Here is an 18,473-nt window from a genome sequence, read left to right on the forward strand (position 1 = left end):
ATGAGATGAATTTTTATGTTGGTTCTTGTTTTCCAGTTCGCGATTTGATACGACAAGTTGAAGAGATTGATAATGGCTGCTTCTTGGGATTCTAATACTTCACACATTTTCTAAACGGATTATTGATTCTTGTGTTCCTCGATAAATTCGGTGAGTTATGTCTAGGTTACTTTTTCGCGAATTTGGCGATAGCCTTTTTTAATATTTCAACTTTCTTATTTAACCAAAGGTTTTCCTTCTGTATGGCGGCCTATTCCTTTAATATAATGGACTCTACCCCTAAATCAATAGGGGTGAATTCTTAACCCACTTATAAATCGTTAAATCAGATACGCCATATTCGTAACTTATCTCTCATACTGAATTACCCGAGTAAAGATCTACAGGGGGTATTCTTAAACTCATTATTATATTTCTCATCTATATTCTTACGTTCCACGCCGAACACATCCTCTCAAAATCATTGTAAGGATTTAACTAAAATGTGTCCATGCAACTATACTAACTCCACCCAGATAATTAAGTGAAAATAAATTTACTATAACTTTATTATTCTTCTAAACTGATACCATAACGCCATAGGTATACTTTTCAAAGGCGTAACCAAGATAATAAAACTGAACCTAAAAATAGGATTAAAATTAGATTTTTTACTAAAAATCAGTTTCAAATTTGCTTTTTTTCTATTTCTGATACCTGTTGTTCCTTCGTCGAATAGATATGTCAAGTCTCGATAAGTCTCAATTACACAGCCTTTTCTTACAGCCCTGATAGTCCATTCATAATCTGAAGCATAATGAGGAAGTAAAACTGGATGGAATCCTCCTACAAAATTCAGTGTACCAACTTTCATAAAAAGGCTCCTGGTGGAAACACAGTTTGCATTTTGTACACCACTATACACCGGCTTACCACTGCATTTTGCAAAATCCCACGCAATGGGTGCATCCATAATTTCACCGGTATTTTTACTGATACCGAATCCACTTACTAATACATTATCTCTTCCTCTCAGTTTTGCCAATGCCAAATTAATATAATTAGAATCTATGTCAACATCATCATTTGAAATCATTACATAATCATCAGTATCCGCATTTTTGCAAATCCATTTATATGCCTCATGTAAAGCGCCGCCCCACCACAGGTTACCATTCCCCTGAATAATTGTAGTATCCGGCAAGTATTTCATTACCATCTTTGAAGTTCCGTCCGTTGAACCGTCATCAACTAAAACTAGATGAACACTCGGATAAGTCTGCTGCAATAAATTAACTACAAATTTTTCTGTAATTGAATATCTATTGTGCACTGCTGTTATGACATGTACTTTACCACTCATAATTTTTCACTTCACTTCTATACTTCTTTTTGAAATATCTTTATAAGAAAAAGCTTTCATGCCCTGTTCTACTGCTACTTTCTTCATTTTTGAATATTTTTCCTTATCACCAATAATACTCTCTAAAACCAACTTGATTTCATCTACAGAATCTTCCTTTAGAAATTCAACATTACCGTTTAAATCAATATGTGTAGTTCCATCCCAATACTTACACACCATCGGAATTCCTTGAGCTGCTACTTGCTCCCAAAATACAGAATGACGACCAGGAAAAACAACCAAATCCGCAGCAGCAAAATATTTATATGAATCCTGTGAATCAATCCAACCAATATATTGAATCTTATTTTCTAAACAGACATTCTTTACCTGATCCCTAAGCTCGGGAGTAACAGATCCAAATACAATTAATTTTACTCTAACATCTACAATTCTTGCGACAGCCTCCATCAACAACAAAGTCTGTGTTTTAAAGGCATCAATCTTTCCACCTGTGATAATCAGAAAGTCTTCTTCATCTACTCTAAATTTATTACGAATTTGTTTTTTTACCTCAGGTTGTTTAGCTTCAAGTACTTTCTCATCGTCTGCCCCCATTACTAACAGCTCAACTTTCTCCTTCGGCAAACCATACACATCAATTAAAAAATCTACCCTTGCAGGCATTACCCCATAAAATTTTGTAGTGAAAGGCTCAATGATATGTGCAGAACGTTTCCATAGTATTTTATGAAGGAAATTCTTTGACAAGAAATTTGTTGCACTATTTGAAAAATCAGCATGATTGTCAACATAAACTTTAATGTTGGAATGCTTTTTCAAATAACGTACAATCAAGTCCATGTCCATAAACTGGCATCCATGAATAAATAAGATATCTGGATTTGCAGCTTCTAACGCTGAATACGTTCCAATATACCGCTTCAACTTCTTGTGAATTTTCTCTGGCCGCTTATAATCAAGTCTCGTAACCTTAATATCGTATTCATTTAGATAAGTACTTCCTCTTTCTAGGAATGTACCTTTTCCATTTTTATCAAAGGTAACTAACGAAGCAATCACTTCTACTTCATAGCCTAATTCTTTATGAAATTTTGGTAACATATTTTCCTGATATGAATAGTTATCAGGAAAAAAGCACCCTAAACACATGTGAACGATTTTCATTTTAAACTCCTAATAAATTGTTCTATTGAAGTGAAATCATTAGAAAAATTTTCAATTTTTGCATCATCCCAACTCCACCATTGAGACTCTAAAAGTCTTCCTATACTTTCATCATCAAAACGCTTTTTAATCATCCTTGCAGGGTTTCCAGCCCAAATCTCAAAAGGCCCTATATCTTTGGTAACTACTGATCCCATGCCTATTACAGCACCATCAGCAATATTCACCCCTGCTTTTACTAGTACTTTATTTCCAATCCATACATCATTTCCAATAGTAGTTTTTTGAAATATTTCAAACTCATGTCTAGCAAAATTCTTTTTCATTATATTTTCCCATTTATGAAAAACAGGAGATGTAGAAACCCACTCAATAGGATGTGATGTCCCGCCAATATAACAATCAGGTGCTATAGATGTAAAATTGCCTATTGTTGCATCAATTACAAAGCTACTATTGCCTATATAAGAATACTTTCCAAGTTTGCCTCGATAGAACTTTACACCTGAACAAACTGCAGCAGTTTTATCAATTTCAACAGCCTGTAAAATCGCAATTAAAGATATATTATTGAACAATCGTGATGGTAATGAACTTATATTTTTCAGTAATACCAGTAATCTTCTCACTTCAAGTCTCCCTGCTCCTTCATAGGTTTCCCGAATTTTTCGCATTCATACATCTTTGCATCTACTAAAAAACGATACCAATAAGCCTGTAGGAAATGGAAAATTTTGCCTTCCGGACCATCAAGGAATCCTAGCTTAATGTAATATCTATAAATGAAGTATATGTGTGCCCTAAAGAACTTCGGAAATTTATAATACCCCTTGTTCTTAATCTTGCGCTTCATCTTAGCCTGTTTGCTAGACTCACCATTCTCTATAAGTTTTGCCTCCTTCAAAGCACTCTCAACTGTCATCTGGTAATCTAGCACTTCAAGATTGCTATACCAGTTATGTTTATTGGTCCACCATTGTAAATCCTTTGTATTGTAATCGATAAAATCATGCTTAAATTCAACAGTTTGCCCTTCGGTTAAGATTAAATGTTCATCCATGATTTTCTGTTCACATACAGCTTTTCCAGTGCGGAACATGCGAAGTAGCATTTCTGGATATCGACCTCCATACTTAATCCAACGCCCCATGAAGTAAACTCGTCTACGAAGGATGACACCATTGACGCCTGAATTTACTTTTGGTAGTTCAGTAACAATCTCCTGAACCAAATCCTCCATCAGTTCTTCATCTGCATCCATTCTCATGGACCACTTTGTGGTAATATTGGTGTGCTTTAATCCCCAATTAAACTGTGTTGCATGATTAACCCAATTATTTTGATAGAAGTCTAGTCTACTACCTATTGCCAAAAGTTCTCTATTCAATTCACTGCAGAGTCTTTCAGTACCATCTGTACTATAACTATCTATGATTACAAACCGCTTGGCTATTCCACGAAACGACTCTATACATTTTCTTAAATTCATTTCTTCATTCTTAGTAAGAATGACAACTGTTAAATCTAGCATATCATTATCTCCTATTTATCAGCTATTACTAGCGAATTTCTATCTATGACCCGTTGACTTATAAATAGTGTTAGGGCTAAACCCTCCAGTGTCACCAAAACATCATTTCAGTAATAAATCGTATATTTTTATGCTAAGTATATTCCAACAAATACCTCAGAGAACTATCAGAAATGAATACTATAAAACAAGTGTATGGTTTCGATGGTTTCGTCTAATATAAAGCATATTCTTGAAACTTTAAAAATTTACTTAAACCAATATTTCAAATTTATAATAGACTAGAATAATATGATTATAAATAGACTAGTCTTTTCAAAACAATTCCTATCTAAAAATCAATGAAATTATTTAAACAGAACGTATAACTAGAGCTTTTTAATAACTCTCGCTGGATTTCCAGCAATTACACAGTTCTCTTCAAACTTTCCACTTACAACTGCTCCAGCACCAACTACACAACCATCACCAAGTATAGTTCCCTTCAAGATCAATGCATTACATCCAATAAAACAGTTCTTTCCAATTACAATCGGTATAGTGCCAATTTTTTCTTTTATATCAGCATTTCTGGCTTCAATCTCAAGAGGGTGAAAATCATTATCCAGAATCTTAGCATTTCCACCAATATTGGTGTTCTCTCCTATAATGATAGATTTCCTCGCATAAATCGTTGCACCAGAAACACCAACGTTATTTCCAATATTAATTTCTGCCTCTGGCGTTCTTGTGACAATGATCGTACGCTGATACAATCCTACTAGATTAGATAAGAACGAGGAATTAATGGTTACATTATCACCGATAGTGAGCTTTGCCCCAGATTTATTGAAAATAACTGGTACACCTTTTAACAATAAATTCTTTCCATATTCAACCTTTGTTGCTTTCATTAATAACTTAAACCAGTTACTATTCATATTTTAACCTCACTCTAACAAGACGAAATCTCATCAATATACTTCTTTATAGAAACATTCTTGGTTAGGTTTTTAACCAAATAGCCTCTTCCACGCTCACCCATTTCAATAGGTGTATTAGTTCCTTTCTCGTTCAGAAATCTTTCAATCATGGCTTCGACCTCTTCGTAATTGCCCGGTTCAGTCACATATCCGCACTTTGTTTCATCAATAATCAAGCGTGCTTCGGAACCTTCCTCCAGTACTCCTAGGATTGGTTTTCCTGCTGCAATAATTCCATAGAGCTTACTCGGAACGGATACACCCTTGATTCCTTTGGCATTAATACACCAGTGGACATCACCGGCATTCAGGCTGTAGACCAAATCTGATTTATCTTGATAAGGGATGAAAGTTACATTTTTGAGATCGTATTTGTCCTTATAAAGAACAAGATTATCTCGGATAGAACCCTCTCCTACAAATGCGAAAGCCACATCGTTCCTTTCTTTAAACTTTTTAATGACATGAATCAAGTTTTCAAGGTCATAATAAAGGCCAATGTTACCGGAATACATAATGATGAACTTGTTTTCCAATCCATATTTTTTTTTGAAAGCTAGCACTTTTTCATTATCTGCCAGCAGAGGATAGATCTCCTTCTCATCAATCCAGTTATTAATGAACACATGATTGGGTACCATTTTACCTTTAAATCTGCCTTGCAGAGTTTCAATCATATCACGACCGACAACAATTACCTTGTCAGCACGTTTACAACTAAATTTATCTAACCAGATCATAGCATTCAAAATTAGCTTATTCTTGCTATATCCAACTGCCAAGGTCTGCTCCGGATTAAAGTCCTGAACATTATAGATGTATTTTGCGTGCTTCATCCATTTCCCCCAGACACCAATCAGACCTCCTAGGATAGGTGGTTGAGAAATAGAATACACATAATCCATCTTACCAACCTTAAATGTGGCAAATATAGCTCCAAAGAAGTATGTGAGGATATTTTTAATTCTGCTGATTTTTTTCATCTTGGAGAATTCAGGTACACGGATTCGAATAATCTTTACGCCGTTGATTTCTTCCTTATAAAACATCTTTGTCTTATAATCGGCAGCAACCTTTCCGGTATAGGAAGGAACAACACAAATTATTGTTATATCAAATGCATGAAGCATTCCTTCAGCAAGTTCTTTTAGAATCTGACCTGTGGAAGCGACATCTGGACTATAGTAATGCGCATATATTAAAAGCTTTTTCTTTTCAGTTTTCATCTTTTCAACCATGTAGTATATCTTCCCTATCTGTTAAGGCTACACTCAAATACAACGTTGCAAAGACAGCAGCCTCTATATATTTCTCATTGAGTTAATCTCTCATATAAAGGTCACGTGTGTAGACCTTATCCAGGAGACTGCTGGTTGATCGTTGTATCTATTACTCTCATCAAATTAAATAACAGGCATTTTGCTATTAGTGTTCTTTGTAAGATTCCTATGAAAATTCCATTATCATTATAGTTCTCATAATTTTATCAGGTCATTTAGAAAAAGAGCAATGTAGAAAGTTCTTCATAATTACTCTTTATCTATCTATCTTAATCAAACATTTTCTTAACTTTATCTTCTTTTTCAACTTTCCTCATATCGGCTTTAACCATGATACGAACTAGTTCATCGAATGGTGTTTTTGTCGGATTCCAGCCTAATAATGTTCTTGACTTTGTTGGATCTCCTAACAATTGTTCTACTTCTGCAGGTCGGAAGAATTTAGGGTCGACTTCAACAATTACTTCTCCAGTTGCTTTGTTAACAGCTTTCTCTTCTACACCTTGACCAATCCATTCAATTTCAACACCAAGGTGTTGAAATGATAACTCTACAAATTCGCGTACTGAGTGCATTTCGCCAGTTGCGATAACAAAGTCTTCTGGTTTATCGTGTTGAAGAATCAGCCACATACACTCCACATAGTCTTTTGCGTAACCCCAATCACGTAATGAATCTAAATTACCTAAAGTTAGCTTCTCTTGTTTGCCTTGAGCTATACGAGCAGCAGCTAATGTAATTTTACGAGTTACAAAAGTTTCACCGCGTCGTTCTGATTCATGATTGAAAAGAATTCCGTTTACCGCAAACATGTTGTATGATTCACGATAGTTTTTTGTAATCCAAAACCCATAAATTTTTGCAACACCATACGGTGAACGTGGATAAAATGGTGTCGTTTCTTTTTGTGGAACTTCTTGCACTTTTCCAAATAGTTCAGAGGTTGATGCTTGATATATACGAGTTTTCTCTGTTAAACCCAAGATCCGTACTGCTTCTAGAATATTAAGTGTACCTTTTCCATCTACATCTAAAGTATATCCAGGCATATCAAAAGATACCCGAACATGGGATTGTGCTGCTAGATTGTAAATCTCATCAGGTTGGATTTCACTAATTAAACGGATTACATTAGATGTATCAGTAATATCTCCATAGTGTAAATGGAAATTTTCATTATTTCGTAGTGCTTCTGCTTCGTCAATAGTAAAAATATCCTCTAATCTCTCTTGATTATAGGAAGAACTACGACGAATAATACCATGTACTTCATAACCCTTTTCCAATAAAAACTCCGCTAAGTATGATCCATCTTGTCCTGTTACACCGGTTATTAATGCTATTTTCATTGTCCTTGTGCCCTCCAAAATTATGTTAGTTTTTATTAATCAATTTTCTAAAAACCATTGATAGGCTTTTGCTAAGCCTTCATCCATAGAAGTTGTTGCTTTCCATCCTAGTGAATTAAGTTTTGTAACATCCACTAACTTTCTAGGTGTGCCATCTGGTTTCGTTTTATCAAATTTAATTTCACCGGTATATCCAACAACTGCTTTAATTTTCTCGGCTAACTCTTTAATAGAAAGATCATGACCTACTCCTATATTGACCATTTCATTGCTAGAGTAATTATTCATTAAATACACACAAGCATCAGCCAAGTCTTCCGAATATAAAAATTCTCGAAGCGGAGTTCCTGTACCCCAAACTTCCACAAAGGGTAGATTACTTTCCTTCGCTTCATGAAACTTACGAATAAGCGCAGGGAGAACATGGGAAGTTTGTAAATCAAAATTATCTTCTGGACCATATAAATTTGTTGGCATTACTGAAATATATTTTGTACCGTATTGGCGATTATATGATTGGCACATTTTAATTCCTGCAATTTTTGCAATTGCATATGGCTCATTAGTTGGTTCTAATTCACCTGTTAATAAATATTCTTCTTTTAATGGCTGTGGTGCCATTTTGGGATAAATACAGGTGCTTCCTAAAAATAAAAGTTTCGTAGCTCCATAACGATAAGAAGCGTCGATGACATTGGTTTGAATTAATAAATTATCGCGAATGAAATCCGCCGGAAATTCATTGTTAGCAACAATTCCGCCAACCTTAGCCGCAGCTAAGAAAATGTATTCTGGTCTTTCTTCCGCAAAAAATTTATCCACCTGATTTTTTTCACGAAGATCTAGTTCTTTGGATGTTCTCAATACTAAATTTTCATAACCCTCTTTTTGAAGGTTTCTTAATATAGCTGAACCTACTAAACCGCGGTGTCCCGCGACATAAATTTTCGAATTTTTATTCATCTGTCATTTCCTTTCTATTAATAGGCATCCTTTGAACCTATTATCATTATCACTGTTTTAATAATAATTTTAAAATCAAACCAAAATGTTCTATCTTCTATATACTTAAGATCCAACATTACCATTTGGTCAAAGTTCAAATTGCTTCTTCCACTGACCTGCCATAGCCCTGTACATCCTGGTATTACTAGTAACCTCTGTCTATCATAAGAAGAATATTCTACCACTTCACGAGGCAATGGTGGCCGCGGCCCAACTAAACTCATGTCTCCTTTTAGCACATTCCAAAGTTGGGGTAGTTCATCAATACTCGTTTTCCGAATAAACTTCCCTATTTTCGTAATCCTTGGATCTTCCTTCATTTTAAACATAGCCCCAGATACTTCATTCAATGCAAGTAAGTCTTTTAACCGCTCTTCTGCGTCGGAGACCATTGATCTAAATTTATACATTTGAAATTCTGTTTCATCTTTTCCTACTCGAACTTGTTTAAAAAAAATAGGTCCTTTCGGGTCTTCGATTTTGATTAAGATAGCTATAAGCAAAATAATGGGTGATAAAATCATAAGTCCTATAAGTGATCCAATAATATCTATTGATCTTTTCATTCTTAAGTAGCTCAAATTAGCATTTACTTGTTCAGCCGTTAATAAGTGGTCAGATGATGATACCACTCTCTGCTCAACTGCTACAGCTTTCAAATTGGCTCCTCCTATACTCTTATTTTTTCTTACATCTTCTGTTTTTCTAGTAGGTTCTCTATAAACTCTAAAATATTATCTTTAAGGGTTATATCTTTCAAAGCAAACTCAATCGTCGTTTGGATGAATCCTAATTTCTCTCCAACGTCAAAACGTTTTCCTTCAAAATCATAAGCAAATACTCGTTGAATTTCGTTTAATTTTTCAATGGCATCTGTCAGTTGAATTTCTCCGCCTGCCCCTAGTTCTTGTTTTTCCAAGAACATAAATATTTCAGGCGTAAAGATATATCGCCCCATGATGGCCAAATTGGATGGAGCTGTTCCTTTTGCTGGTTTTTCTACAAAGTTATTTACTTCATAGCGTCGACCGTTTTGGTTACTTGGATCGACAATTCCATAACGATGAGTTTCTTCTTTAGGTACTGTTTGTATGCCAATGACAGAAGATAAGGTTTTATCATATTCATTCATTAATTGTTTTAAGCAGGGTGTTTCCGATTGGACGATATCATCACCTAATAAAACGGCAAATGGTTCATTTCCAATAAATTTTCTTGCACACCAAACTGCGTGGCCTAAACCTTTTGGTTCCTTTTGTCTTATGTAATGAATGTCCACTTTAGAAGGAGCTTGAACCTTTTCTAGTAATTCGAATTTGTTTTTTTCCATTAAATTATTTTCCAGTTCAAATGCATTATCGAAATGATCTTCAATTGCCCGCTTACCTTTTCCGGTAACAATAATAATATCCTCGATTCCGGATGCTACAGCCTCTTCAATAATATATTGAATCGTCGGTTTATCTACTATAGGAAGCATTTCCTTTGGCATGGCTTTTGTAGCTGGTAAGAATCTTGTTCCTAACCCTGCTGCTGGGATTATCGCTTTACGTACTTTTTTCATTAGATATCAGCCCTTTCTAGCTCTTTTATTCAAAAAAAAAAAACGATATATAGTTTTACCTGGTCAAAAATTATATTATAATGATGAAAGCGTTTCCTAATCTTTTAATATCATTCTAAAATATACCTAAAATTTTCCTTTTGAACGGCACTGGTTTTTCAACAATAGGACTTTGTCCCTTTGAAAGCTGTTCAGCGTTTTCTTTGAAATAAAATGTACGTTCTATTCCATATTCTTTTGTTATAGTTTCATAGGCTTGTTGTAACGTGAAGCCTCTCGAACCTATATTATGGGCATCTGTTGAAATAATATGAGCTAGATTATGTTCCACTATTTTTTTTGAAAATGATTTAACATTTTTACCAAAGAGACCGATAATACTACCAGAGGTAAGTTGAGTTAAAGCACCTTCTTCGACCAATTCAAATAATAGTTTATGATTCTCTATCAATTCTTTATTTCTTTCCGGGTGTACAATAATCGGCGTTATTCCTTTTAGCAGTAGCTCATAAATCACTTCTTGGGTGTATGTAGGGACACTTCCCGACGGAAGCTCTAGTAGCAAATACCTACCGTTATCATCTAGCGTTAGGATTTCTTCCTTTTCAAGCGAAATAAATATGTCTCGGTGTATTCTTACTTCTTGACCGGGATGAATAATAAGAGGAATATTGGCTTGTTGTAAACTCTCATTTAATCTCACTGCACGGTTAATGATATCATTCTTAACATTTACATATTTCTCATTTAAGTGGTGAGGAGTGGCATATAAATGGCTGATTCCTGCTTCTACCGCTTTTCTTGCCATGTTCATGCTTTCCTTCATGTCAGCGGATCCATCATCAACTCCTGGTAGAATGTGACAATGTATGTCAATCAAATTTCACACACTTCCTTTTAACAAATTGGAATACCAGACTTTTTCACTAAGAAATCATATAGGAATTAATACCCTGGTTAATAGTAGCATATAAAACTGTCATTAAACAGGGTGTTATTTTGTCGAATTTCGTTTTATTTTCTTTAAGATTTATAGTAATAATAATTGCTGTTATCCGTTTCAACACCATTCAAAACGACTCCAAGCAAGGATGTGTTAGCTTTCAGTAAAAGCTCCTTTGCTTTTACTGCACTTTGTTTGTTTGTCTTGCCGCTTGCCACTACCATGATCACGCCATCACATTTATTAGCTACAATCTGGGAATCCGGTACTACCAGAACGGGCGGTGTATCAAAAATGATATAATCATAGATTTCTTTTAGTTCATCAATGACTGTTTCTATCGCTTTTGAATTTAATAACTCTGAAGGATTAGGTGGTATCGGCCCACTTGTTAAAATGTCTAAATTCGAAACATTTGAATTCAAGATAGTTTTTCTTAAGCCCATTTTCTTTGTCAATACGCTAGTAAGTCCATGTATATTACTAAGGTTAAAAGCATAATGAACCGATGGTTTCCTTAAGTCCGCATCCACAAGTAATACATTTTTCTCTTCTTGAGCAAGCACAATCGCTAGGTTGGCAGCTGTCGTTGATTTCCCATCATTTGGCTCCGATGAAGTAACCACAATGGTTTTGATTTCTTTATCAACGGAAGAGAATTGTATGTTTGTCCTAATTAATCGGTATTGTTCTGTAATAGGCGATTTAGGATTAGTCTGCGCAATTAAATTCACTTGTTTTTCATCTTTACTTCTCAAAAATCCCACTTCCTTTCTTAATGTCACTGAATGGTTCTTTATTTATGTTGCGATATTTTTTGAATGGATCCAAGTAATGGTAAGTCAAGGAGTGTCTCAATATCCTTTTCGTCTCTAATCGTATTATCCATATACTCCAGGAGAAATGCCAAGCCGACTCCAGCCATTAATCCGACGACCACCGCAATGGCGATATTCATTAATGGATTAGGTTTTACAGGAGTAGGATTTTCCTTTATTTCTGCCTTCGCAAGTATGCTAACATTGTCGACATTCATAATATCCTTGATTTCCTTTTGGAAAGTTGAAGAAACCGTGTTAGCAATCTCAACTGCCTGTGTCGGATTACTATCTTGAACCGTTAAAGAAAATACCTGCGAGTTTTCTTGGCTGTTAATCGTGATTTTCCCACTAAGTTGTTCTACACTTAGTTTTAAATCCAGCTCATCAATGACCTTCTCCAAAATGGCAGGGCTTTTTATGATTACACTGTATGTATTGATCATGTCGATATTGGATTGTATTTGATTAGAGTCCAATTGGTTCTCTGATTTTTTCTGATTAACGAGAATCTGTGTTGAAGATTCGTAAACGGGTGTTAATAAGAAATAAGAAATTGTGCCACTAATCAAAGCTGCAATCAATGTCAGTAGCATGATTAGCTTCCAACGTTTCTTTAATGTTTTAAAAATATCATTAATACTAATAGTTTCTTCCATTTCATCCTCCTGATATGTTAAAAATGACCTATTGCATTATATCATATATATTGCCTATATTTATGTATTTTCAAGGAAATTTTCATAAAACTTACAATGAATGAATACTTTTCAAATACCAAAGTAATTTTACAAAAAAGAAAGCGGTAATACAAATGAAATAATTGTCATTTTTGAAGTATTGCATTTATCACATCTAAATAACTCATTTTCCAGAATATTTTCACCTGAAATTTTATTAAACCTAAGTATACACTCATTCCCATAATTTGTTATCTCTTTTTGTTGTTTAACAATATTTTCTAGAAATAAACCTAACTAAATGCCTACCAAAACAGAAAAATCCATTTATACATATAATAATGTCAAGTATTTTAGTGCCTAGTTATCATTAAAACTGAAAGGAAAATGTGTAAACTGAAAGTGATAGTTTAAATTAGTATAATTTTCATATTAATGGTTAGGTGTGGTCAAAATGATAGGTTACCGAGTTAAGTCGCTTAGGGAAGAAAGGAAAATGTCAATTAGTGAACTCTCCGCAAAATCCGGCGTTGCCAAATCCTATATAAGCTCACTGGAAAGAAACCTTCAAACAAACCCTACTATTTTAGTTTTGGAAAAAATCGCTCGAATCCTTTGTATAAAGGTGGATGCTCTGTTGTTGAATGAACAAGCAGACAAGGTCATGGATGAAGAGTGGCTTGAAATTATGCAGGATGTTATAGGATCTGGAATATCGAAAGAGGAAATGCGCGAGTTTATTCAAGATAGAAAATTGATGTCTTTAAGGATTGAGCAAGTATGATACCGCTTTCTTTTAGCTTCTTAAGAAAACCAAAAACTATAAAAGGAGGAAAAGCGGTTATAGCCACTTTTCCTCCTTTTATTTCTATGTGTATTACTACTTTCACCTAAAATATTCCTGCATCACCTCGAACCATATGTAATGCCCTTGATCATTGGGATGGATATTATCATTCGTCAGGATATCAGCCAATCTCATATTCTTTTCCTTTAGCTTCTTCTCTATTTCTTCTTTGCTATTCATATAAGTCCATTTATTAGATTTGATGACCTGCTCGGAAGCTTTAATATAATCCAAATAATTCAACCCTAAACTATTCTCCGTTTTACCATTTACGACTGGGTTTGGTGAAAGTATTAGAATCTTTGTATTTGGCAGCTCTTTCTGTAACTTCGTCATGATGCTTTCCAAATCTTTTTTTGTCTGTTCCAAGCTTAATGATTGATAATGGTTATTTATCAGCGGATTTTCAAAAATAATCAGATCGGGATCATCTTGAATGACCGCTTCAATTTTCTTTCCTTCCAGCAAATCCTCTGTTGAATACCCTCATGTCCATGATTAATGAAACGTAATGATTCCAGATCATCACGGTCAGCGCGCAGACTCTTCTCTAAAAGCCCTGCCCAACTATTGGAAATCTTACTTGCCCCGGTTCCTGAGGTACCGTTACTTCCCAATAGGGAAACAATAACCCTTTCTTGAGTAAGCGACTTATACTGCAGGTAATCTATTAACGGCTGCTGTTTATTATTTTCCGGTTTTAAACTTTGGATCAATGCTTCCCTTTCTTCTTTTTCCTCTTCTTTCACTTTTGCTGCAGCTTCTCTAGCCTCGCCCCCTGCTGCCTGACTTATGTTTTTCCAATGCAGTAGCAAATTCCAGCGATAATGACTAATCCATATTTCCTCATCTTTACCTCCCATAATAATTGAACATTAGTGACTGACATGGAAGCCTTATAATATAGAGTAAAACTCTTATTTTTGTACTGCTACTAGAAATCTATTTCACATTTTCCGGTTATTTTTCTCTCATTAATTATAACTATCAAATTTTTTTCGATAAAGAATATTCTTCCAATTTATTCCGACAACACTCGACATTGTTATGGTACCGTCTTCGCCTTTTAAGGGTATTTTATTATCAGGAGGGATACCGGGATACCTAGCAATTACTCATATTGGATAGCTGTACCTAATTAAGTTGCTGCAAAATAGTTATTTTATGAGTAAGCCGACAGATTCAACTTGTCAGCTAAATCTTAAGGATTAAATTGTAAAGTAATTGCTTCTAATGTCTCATGTACAAAGAAAGCGCTTTCATTTATAATTATCACAAGAAAACCAAGCCGAGAGGTGTGTTCTATATGATAGGTGAGAATGAAGGGAATTTCTTTAAAGGACTTTTGTTTGGTACATCTTTGAGCATACCGTTATGGATTTCTTTTATTGGATGGATAAAATTGATCATTAATAGTTTATTTTAGAGCCCTAGGGCTCTTTTTATTTTGCTTTGGTCGAGACAAACTCTTGCAATGCCGAACAAACACTCCTTTAATTATAATAGTTTGAGTCTAATTCCGCTTTGCCCTCTTTTTTGTCCCTATGGACACCTCCCCCACTTCCCGCCTGTTTCGCAGGTGCAGTTTTATCTTCTAGATCTCTCAACTTTGATACCCATAATTTTCATTAAGATTATTTATGCTCAAAAAAACAAATGAACGCCCCAAGCAATTTCCTCTGGTTTTAGCGGATTCACCGGCAGCAATAAGGATACAGCCTTCTTTTTTATAAGTACAAAGAGATTATCACCCATTTATGGTTTTATACCTTTGCGACTTAGTTTATAATTAAATTTAATTAAGAAACTTAAATGGGGGAAGATAAATGGGAAAGAACCTTCTCAGGGGCAGTTTCAAGCTGATGAAATCAATTAATCGTTCTTTAATTTTAAATATTATTCGGGAAAAGGGCCCGATTTCCAGGGCAGATATTGCCAAGCTTACAAAGCTTACGCCTCCGACTGTAAGCAGTTTTGTAAAAGAGTTACTGGAGGCTGAGATTGTCATCGAACGAAACCTGGGTGAATCGAGCGGCGGCCGCAAGCCGACTCTATTAACGTTAAGTGAAGATATGTTTCATGTCATCGGTATGGATGTGGGATCACAGAATATCAAAACTATCCTGACTGGCATTACAGGCAAAGTTATTAAAAAATCGGTTGTTCCTCTTCCAGCACAAACTACGAACGAAGCTCTTCTATCTTTAATGATTGATTCTGTCAGCGGCATTCTAAATCATACTAAAATAGATGAGGAGAAAATAGTCGGTATAGGCGTAGGTATGCACGGAATTGTAGATGTGGAGCAGGGTAGCTCCGTTTTTGCTCCCAACTTGAACCTGCAGGACATTCCTATTAAAAGAGTGCTTGAAGAGCGGTTTAATATGATGGTAAAGGTGGAGAATGACGGCCGGGCAATGAGCCTTGGTGAACTCTGGTTCGGGAACGGCGCAGGCATTGACAGCTTTGTTTGTATAAATGTGGGGCGCGGGATCGGTGCGGGGATCATCATTAATGGTAAGCTTTATCATGGCAGCCATTTTATTAGCGGTGAAATCGGACATATGATTATCGATATCGATGGGCCACAATGTACGTGCGGCAATTACGGCTGTTTACAAACGTTTGCTTCAGGTCCGTCCATTGTCGAATGGGTAAAAAAAGAAATGCGGCTAGGCCACTCCAGTTTGCTTACTAATCTGACCAACGGCGACCTTGAAAAGGTTACGGGAGAATTAATTTATTCATCGGCTCTAGAGGGCGATACTTTATGCAAAACGGCCCTGCAGCAGGCAGGCAGATATTTGGGAGTGGGGATAACCAATGTAATCCACACTGTAAATCCCAGACGAATCATCATCGGGGGCGGTGTCTCCAATGCCGGCGATTTAATTATGGATAACATCATTCAAACCGTTAACCAGCGGGCATTGACAAATCCAGCCAAACAAACGGAAATCATCCTTTCTAAATTCGGCGATGATGCTACTGCGATGGGTGCCGTTGCTCTCATCCTGGCTGAACTATTTACTTCAAGAAACACAGAATCAGCTGCTGCTCATTGAGCGGCAGCTGCGGTTCTGACGTCTTTATATCACCTTAACCCATACTGTCTTCATGATTTCTCCTATTCCCCCCACTTTCAACACATCATTCAACCATTCATTTATATCCATAAAAAAACCTGCACTCTTATGAGCACAGGTATTCTTCATCATTATTTCTTATTATTTATTTCTCTTATTTTGCTGAGATCACACTTTGGTTCTCGATCATAAGTCAGCAATCCGTTGATTTCCTGCTCCACATCGGTTAACTGAGTGTAACAAAACCCCTGTATCACTGGACTATTGAATAGAGCATCCGTTACTTTGCGATATTCTTCCACTAGGTCTTCAGAGGATTGTACGGCTGAGTAGCCCCATCCTTCTGTTTCGTCCATTTTAAAAGCAATTCCGCCGTATTCCGTTATTAAAATCGGTTCTCCACCGTAAGAGTAGCCCTGAGCATAAATCACCCGGTTTGCAGGTGTGGTGGAAATCGCACTATCCACGTCTTTATAGGCATTACTCATTTCTTCTGCACTGCGGTAGTTATGTATGCCGCAAATATCAGAAATCGTATGCTCCCACCCGTCGTTGGAAAGAACTGGACGCGATTGGTCAATTGATTTGGTCTGCCAGTACATGGATGTTGCGTGTGCCTGTTGCTGTTTGTCATAGGCTACCCTTGAGATACCCCAGCTTTCATTAAGCGGAAGCCATACGATAATGGAAGGATGGCTATAGTCTCTCTTGACGACATCAAACCATTCAGTGGCTAAACGTCTGGCAGCTTCTTCACTGTACTCGGAAGCATTAGCCATTTCGCCCCAAACGAGAAAGCCGAGTTTGTCTGCCCAGTAAAGGAAACGAGGATCCTCAACCTTCTGATGTTTTCTTGCCCCGTTGAAGCCCATTTCCTTAGCAAGCTCGATGTCCCTTTTTAATGCTTCATCAGACGGGGCTGTAATCAATGCCTTAGGGAAGTACCCCTGATCAAGGATAAGCTTTTGGTAATAAGGCATATTGTTCAGCATGAAAATGCCGTTATCGATGGACACTTTCCTCATTCCAAAATAGGTTTCGATCTGATCCAGGATCTGCTCCCCATTTTTCAACGTCAGCGTTGCCTCAAATAAATGTGGGTGCTCAGGGGACCAGTAGTAACCCGGCCCATGGATATTGCTTCTGTCGGTGAAACGGTTACGCAGGTTGTAGCTTCGTTTATTATACGTTTCAAATAGATTTGAAGAATCAGAGATGAGTTTTTTCCCCTTAAATGAGATGTCAACAGAAAGTGATACCCCTTCAGGTAAGCCGCCTTCAATTTCAAATTCCAGGTCAATATCACCACGATCAATTTCGGGTGTCCAGCGAATGGCACTTAAGCTAGTCTGTTCACATGGCTCCATCCAGACAGTCTGCCAGATTCCAGTTGTTCTCGTGTAAAAGATAGATTCCGATTTTTCATGCCAGTATTGCTTCCCCCTTGGAATCGTTACATCCTCAGATGGATCTTCCACACGGACCGTCACTTCATCCTCCCTGCCATCATTTTTCAAAAGGTGAGTGATGTTGACTGAAAAAGGAGTATGTCCCCCTTCATGGTGATAGGCAAGGTTCCCATTCACATAAACCCATGAACGGTAGTCAACGGCCCCGAAATGCAGCTGAATCTGCTTGCCGGACCACTTTTCAGGAATCATGATTCTGCGGTGATACCAAACTACATCATGGAAAGCCGGGTCGTTAATTCCGCTCATTTCCGTTTGGAAGGCAAAAGGGACAGTAATGGTTTGTCCTGATGGAAATTGCTCAAACCACTTTTCCGAAAGGCCTTTATTTTCATCATCAAATGCAAAGTCCCATTGTCCGTTCAAGTTTTCCCATTCTTTACGAACAAACTGGGGACGTGGATATTCATTGCGTGGAATAGACATG

General features: G+C 36.4%; 18 protein-coding genes. 2 read left to right on the plus strand and 16 right to left on the minus strand.

The features are described from left to right. Nucleotides 1-538: 538 nt before the first annotated feature. The 13 genes from AC1DIV_RS16485 to AC1DIV_RS16545 all read right to left on the minus strand — a co-directional run bounded on the left by AC1DIV_RS16485 (nt 539) and on the right by AC1DIV_RS16545 (nt 12,623). The gene (locus tag AC1DIV_RS16485; RefSeq protein WP_477576895.1) at nt 539-1,342 is read right to left on the minus strand and encodes a glycosyltransferase family 2 protein; all 804 of its coding nucleotides are present in this window, start codon (nt 1,340-1,342) and stop codon (nt 539-541) included. Between the two features lie 6 nt (nt 1,343-1,348). Beyond that, nucleotides 1,349-2,512 (minus strand): glycosyltransferase family 4 protein, encoded by a 1,164-nt coding sequence (locus tag AC1DIV_RS16490; protein ID WP_477576896.1) that lies wholly within the window; start codon nt 2,510-2,512, stop codon nt 1,349-1,351. Continuing rightward, a complete protein-coding gene (locus tag AC1DIV_RS16495) occupies nt 2,509-3,141 on the minus strand; it encodes a CatB-related O-acetyltransferase (RefSeq protein WP_477576897.1) in 633 nt (210 codons plus the stop codon). Before AC1DIV_RS16495 ends, AC1DIV_RS16490 begins: the two co-directional genes overlap by 4 nt. Continuing rightward, nucleotides 3,138-4,043 carry a glycosyltransferase family 2 protein gene (locus tag AC1DIV_RS16500; protein ID WP_477576899.1) on the minus strand — a complete coding sequence of 302 codons (906 nt, stop codon included), beginning with the start codon at nt 4,041-4,043 and terminating at the stop codon, nt 3,138-3,140. Before AC1DIV_RS16500 ends, AC1DIV_RS16495 begins: the two co-directional genes overlap by 4 nt. Nucleotides 4,044-4,411: 368 nt before the next feature. Beyond that, nucleotides 4,412-4,963: an acyltransferase gene (locus AC1DIV_RS16505; protein ID WP_477576901.1), complete on the minus strand. Its 552-nt coding sequence runs from the start codon at nt 4,961-4,963 to the stop codon at nt 4,412-4,414. 14 nt (nt 4,964-4,977) lie between these two features. Beyond that, nucleotides 4,978-6,243, minus strand: a complete 1,266-nt coding sequence (locus tag AC1DIV_RS16510) for a glycosyltransferase family 4 protein (protein ID WP_477576902.1) — start codon at nt 6,241-6,243, stop codon at nt 4,978-4,980. A gap of 311 nt (nt 6,244-6,554) precedes the next feature. Continuing rightward, nucleotides 6,555-7,634: a GDP-mannose 4,6-dehydratase gene (gene gmd / locus AC1DIV_RS16515; protein ID WP_477576904.1), complete on the minus strand. Its 1,080-nt coding sequence runs from the start codon at nt 7,632-7,634 to the stop codon at nt 6,555-6,557. A 39-nt stretch (nt 7,635-7,673) separates the two neighbouring features. Further along, on the minus strand, nt 7,674-8,597 hold the full coding sequence (fcl, locus tag AC1DIV_RS16520; RefSeq protein ID WP_340877085.1) for a GDP-L-fucose synthase: 924 nt from the start codon (nt 8,595-8,597) through the stop codon (nt 7,674-7,676). A 17-nt stretch (nt 8,598-8,614) separates the two neighbouring features. Continuing rightward, nucleotides 8,615-9,271 (minus strand): sugar transferase, encoded by a 657-nt coding sequence (locus AC1DIV_RS16525; RefSeq protein ID WP_340878561.1) that lies wholly within the window; start codon nt 9,269-9,271, stop codon nt 8,615-8,617. A gap of 56 nt (nt 9,272-9,327) precedes the next feature. Beyond that, nucleotides 9,328-10,203, minus strand: a complete 876-nt coding sequence (gene galU / locus AC1DIV_RS16530; protein ID WP_340877086.1) for a UTP--glucose-1-phosphate uridylyltransferase GalU — start codon at nt 10,201-10,203, stop codon at nt 9,328-9,330. A 115-nt stretch (nt 10,204-10,318) separates the two neighbouring features. Then, nucleotides 10,319-11,083: a tyrosine-protein phosphatase gene (locus AC1DIV_RS16535; protein ID WP_101222738.1), complete on the minus strand. Its 765-nt coding sequence runs from the start codon at nt 11,081-11,083 to the stop codon at nt 10,319-10,321. Nucleotides 11,084-11,226: 143 nt separating this feature from the next. Further along, nucleotides 11,227-11,913 (minus strand): CpsD/CapB family tyrosine-protein kinase, encoded by a 687-nt coding sequence (locus AC1DIV_RS16540; RefSeq protein ID WP_477576944.1) that lies wholly within the window; start codon nt 11,911-11,913, stop codon nt 11,227-11,229. 29 nt (nt 11,914-11,942) lie between these two features. Beyond that, nucleotides 11,943-12,623 (minus strand): YveK family protein, encoded by a 681-nt coding sequence (locus tag AC1DIV_RS16545; protein ID WP_101222740.1) that lies wholly within the window; start codon nt 12,621-12,623, stop codon nt 11,943-11,945. 475 nt (nt 12,624-13,098) lie between these two features. Here AC1DIV_RS16545 and AC1DIV_RS16550 point away from each other — a divergent pair, with 475 nt between their 5' ends. Further along, a complete protein-coding gene (locus tag AC1DIV_RS16550) occupies nt 13,099-13,428 on the plus strand; it encodes a helix-turn-helix domain-containing protein (RefSeq protein ID WP_477576906.1) in 330 nt (109 codons plus the stop codon). A 102-nt stretch (nt 13,429-13,530) separates the two neighbouring features. Here the strand turns inward: AC1DIV_RS16550 and AC1DIV_RS16555 are convergent, their stop codons facing one another. Beyond that, entirely contained in the window at nt 13,531-13,959 is a 429-nt protein-coding gene (locus tag AC1DIV_RS16555; protein ID WP_477576908.1) for an SGNH/GDSL hydrolase family protein, read from the minus strand. Then, on the minus strand, nt 13,908-14,354 hold the full coding sequence (locus AC1DIV_RS16560) for a hypothetical protein (protein WP_477576909.1): 447 nt from the start codon (nt 14,352-14,354) through the stop codon (nt 13,908-13,910). The genes AC1DIV_RS16555 and AC1DIV_RS16560 overlap by 52 nt, the downstream gene beginning before the upstream one ends. A gap of 963 nt (nt 14,355-15,317) precedes the next feature. On the opposite strand from AC1DIV_RS16560, the gene AC1DIV_RS16565 reads away from it, so the two are divergent. Further along, the gene (locus tag AC1DIV_RS16565) at nt 15,318-16,556 is read left to right on the plus strand and encodes an ROK family transcriptional regulator (RefSeq protein ID WP_477576911.1); all 1,239 of its coding nucleotides are present in this window, start codon (nt 15,318-15,320) and stop codon (nt 16,554-16,556) included. Nucleotides 16,557-16,708: 152 nt separating this feature from the next. Here the strand turns inward: AC1DIV_RS16565 and AC1DIV_RS16570 are convergent, their stop codons facing one another. Further along, nucleotides 16,709-18,472: a glycoside hydrolase family 2 protein gene (locus AC1DIV_RS16570; RefSeq protein ID WP_477576912.1), complete on the minus strand. Its 1,764-nt coding sequence runs from the start codon at nt 18,470-18,472 to the stop codon at nt 16,709-16,711. Between the last annotated feature and the right edge of the window lies 1 nt (nt 18,473).

It is taken from the genome of Peribacillus sp. 05N428, assembly GCF_056397085.1.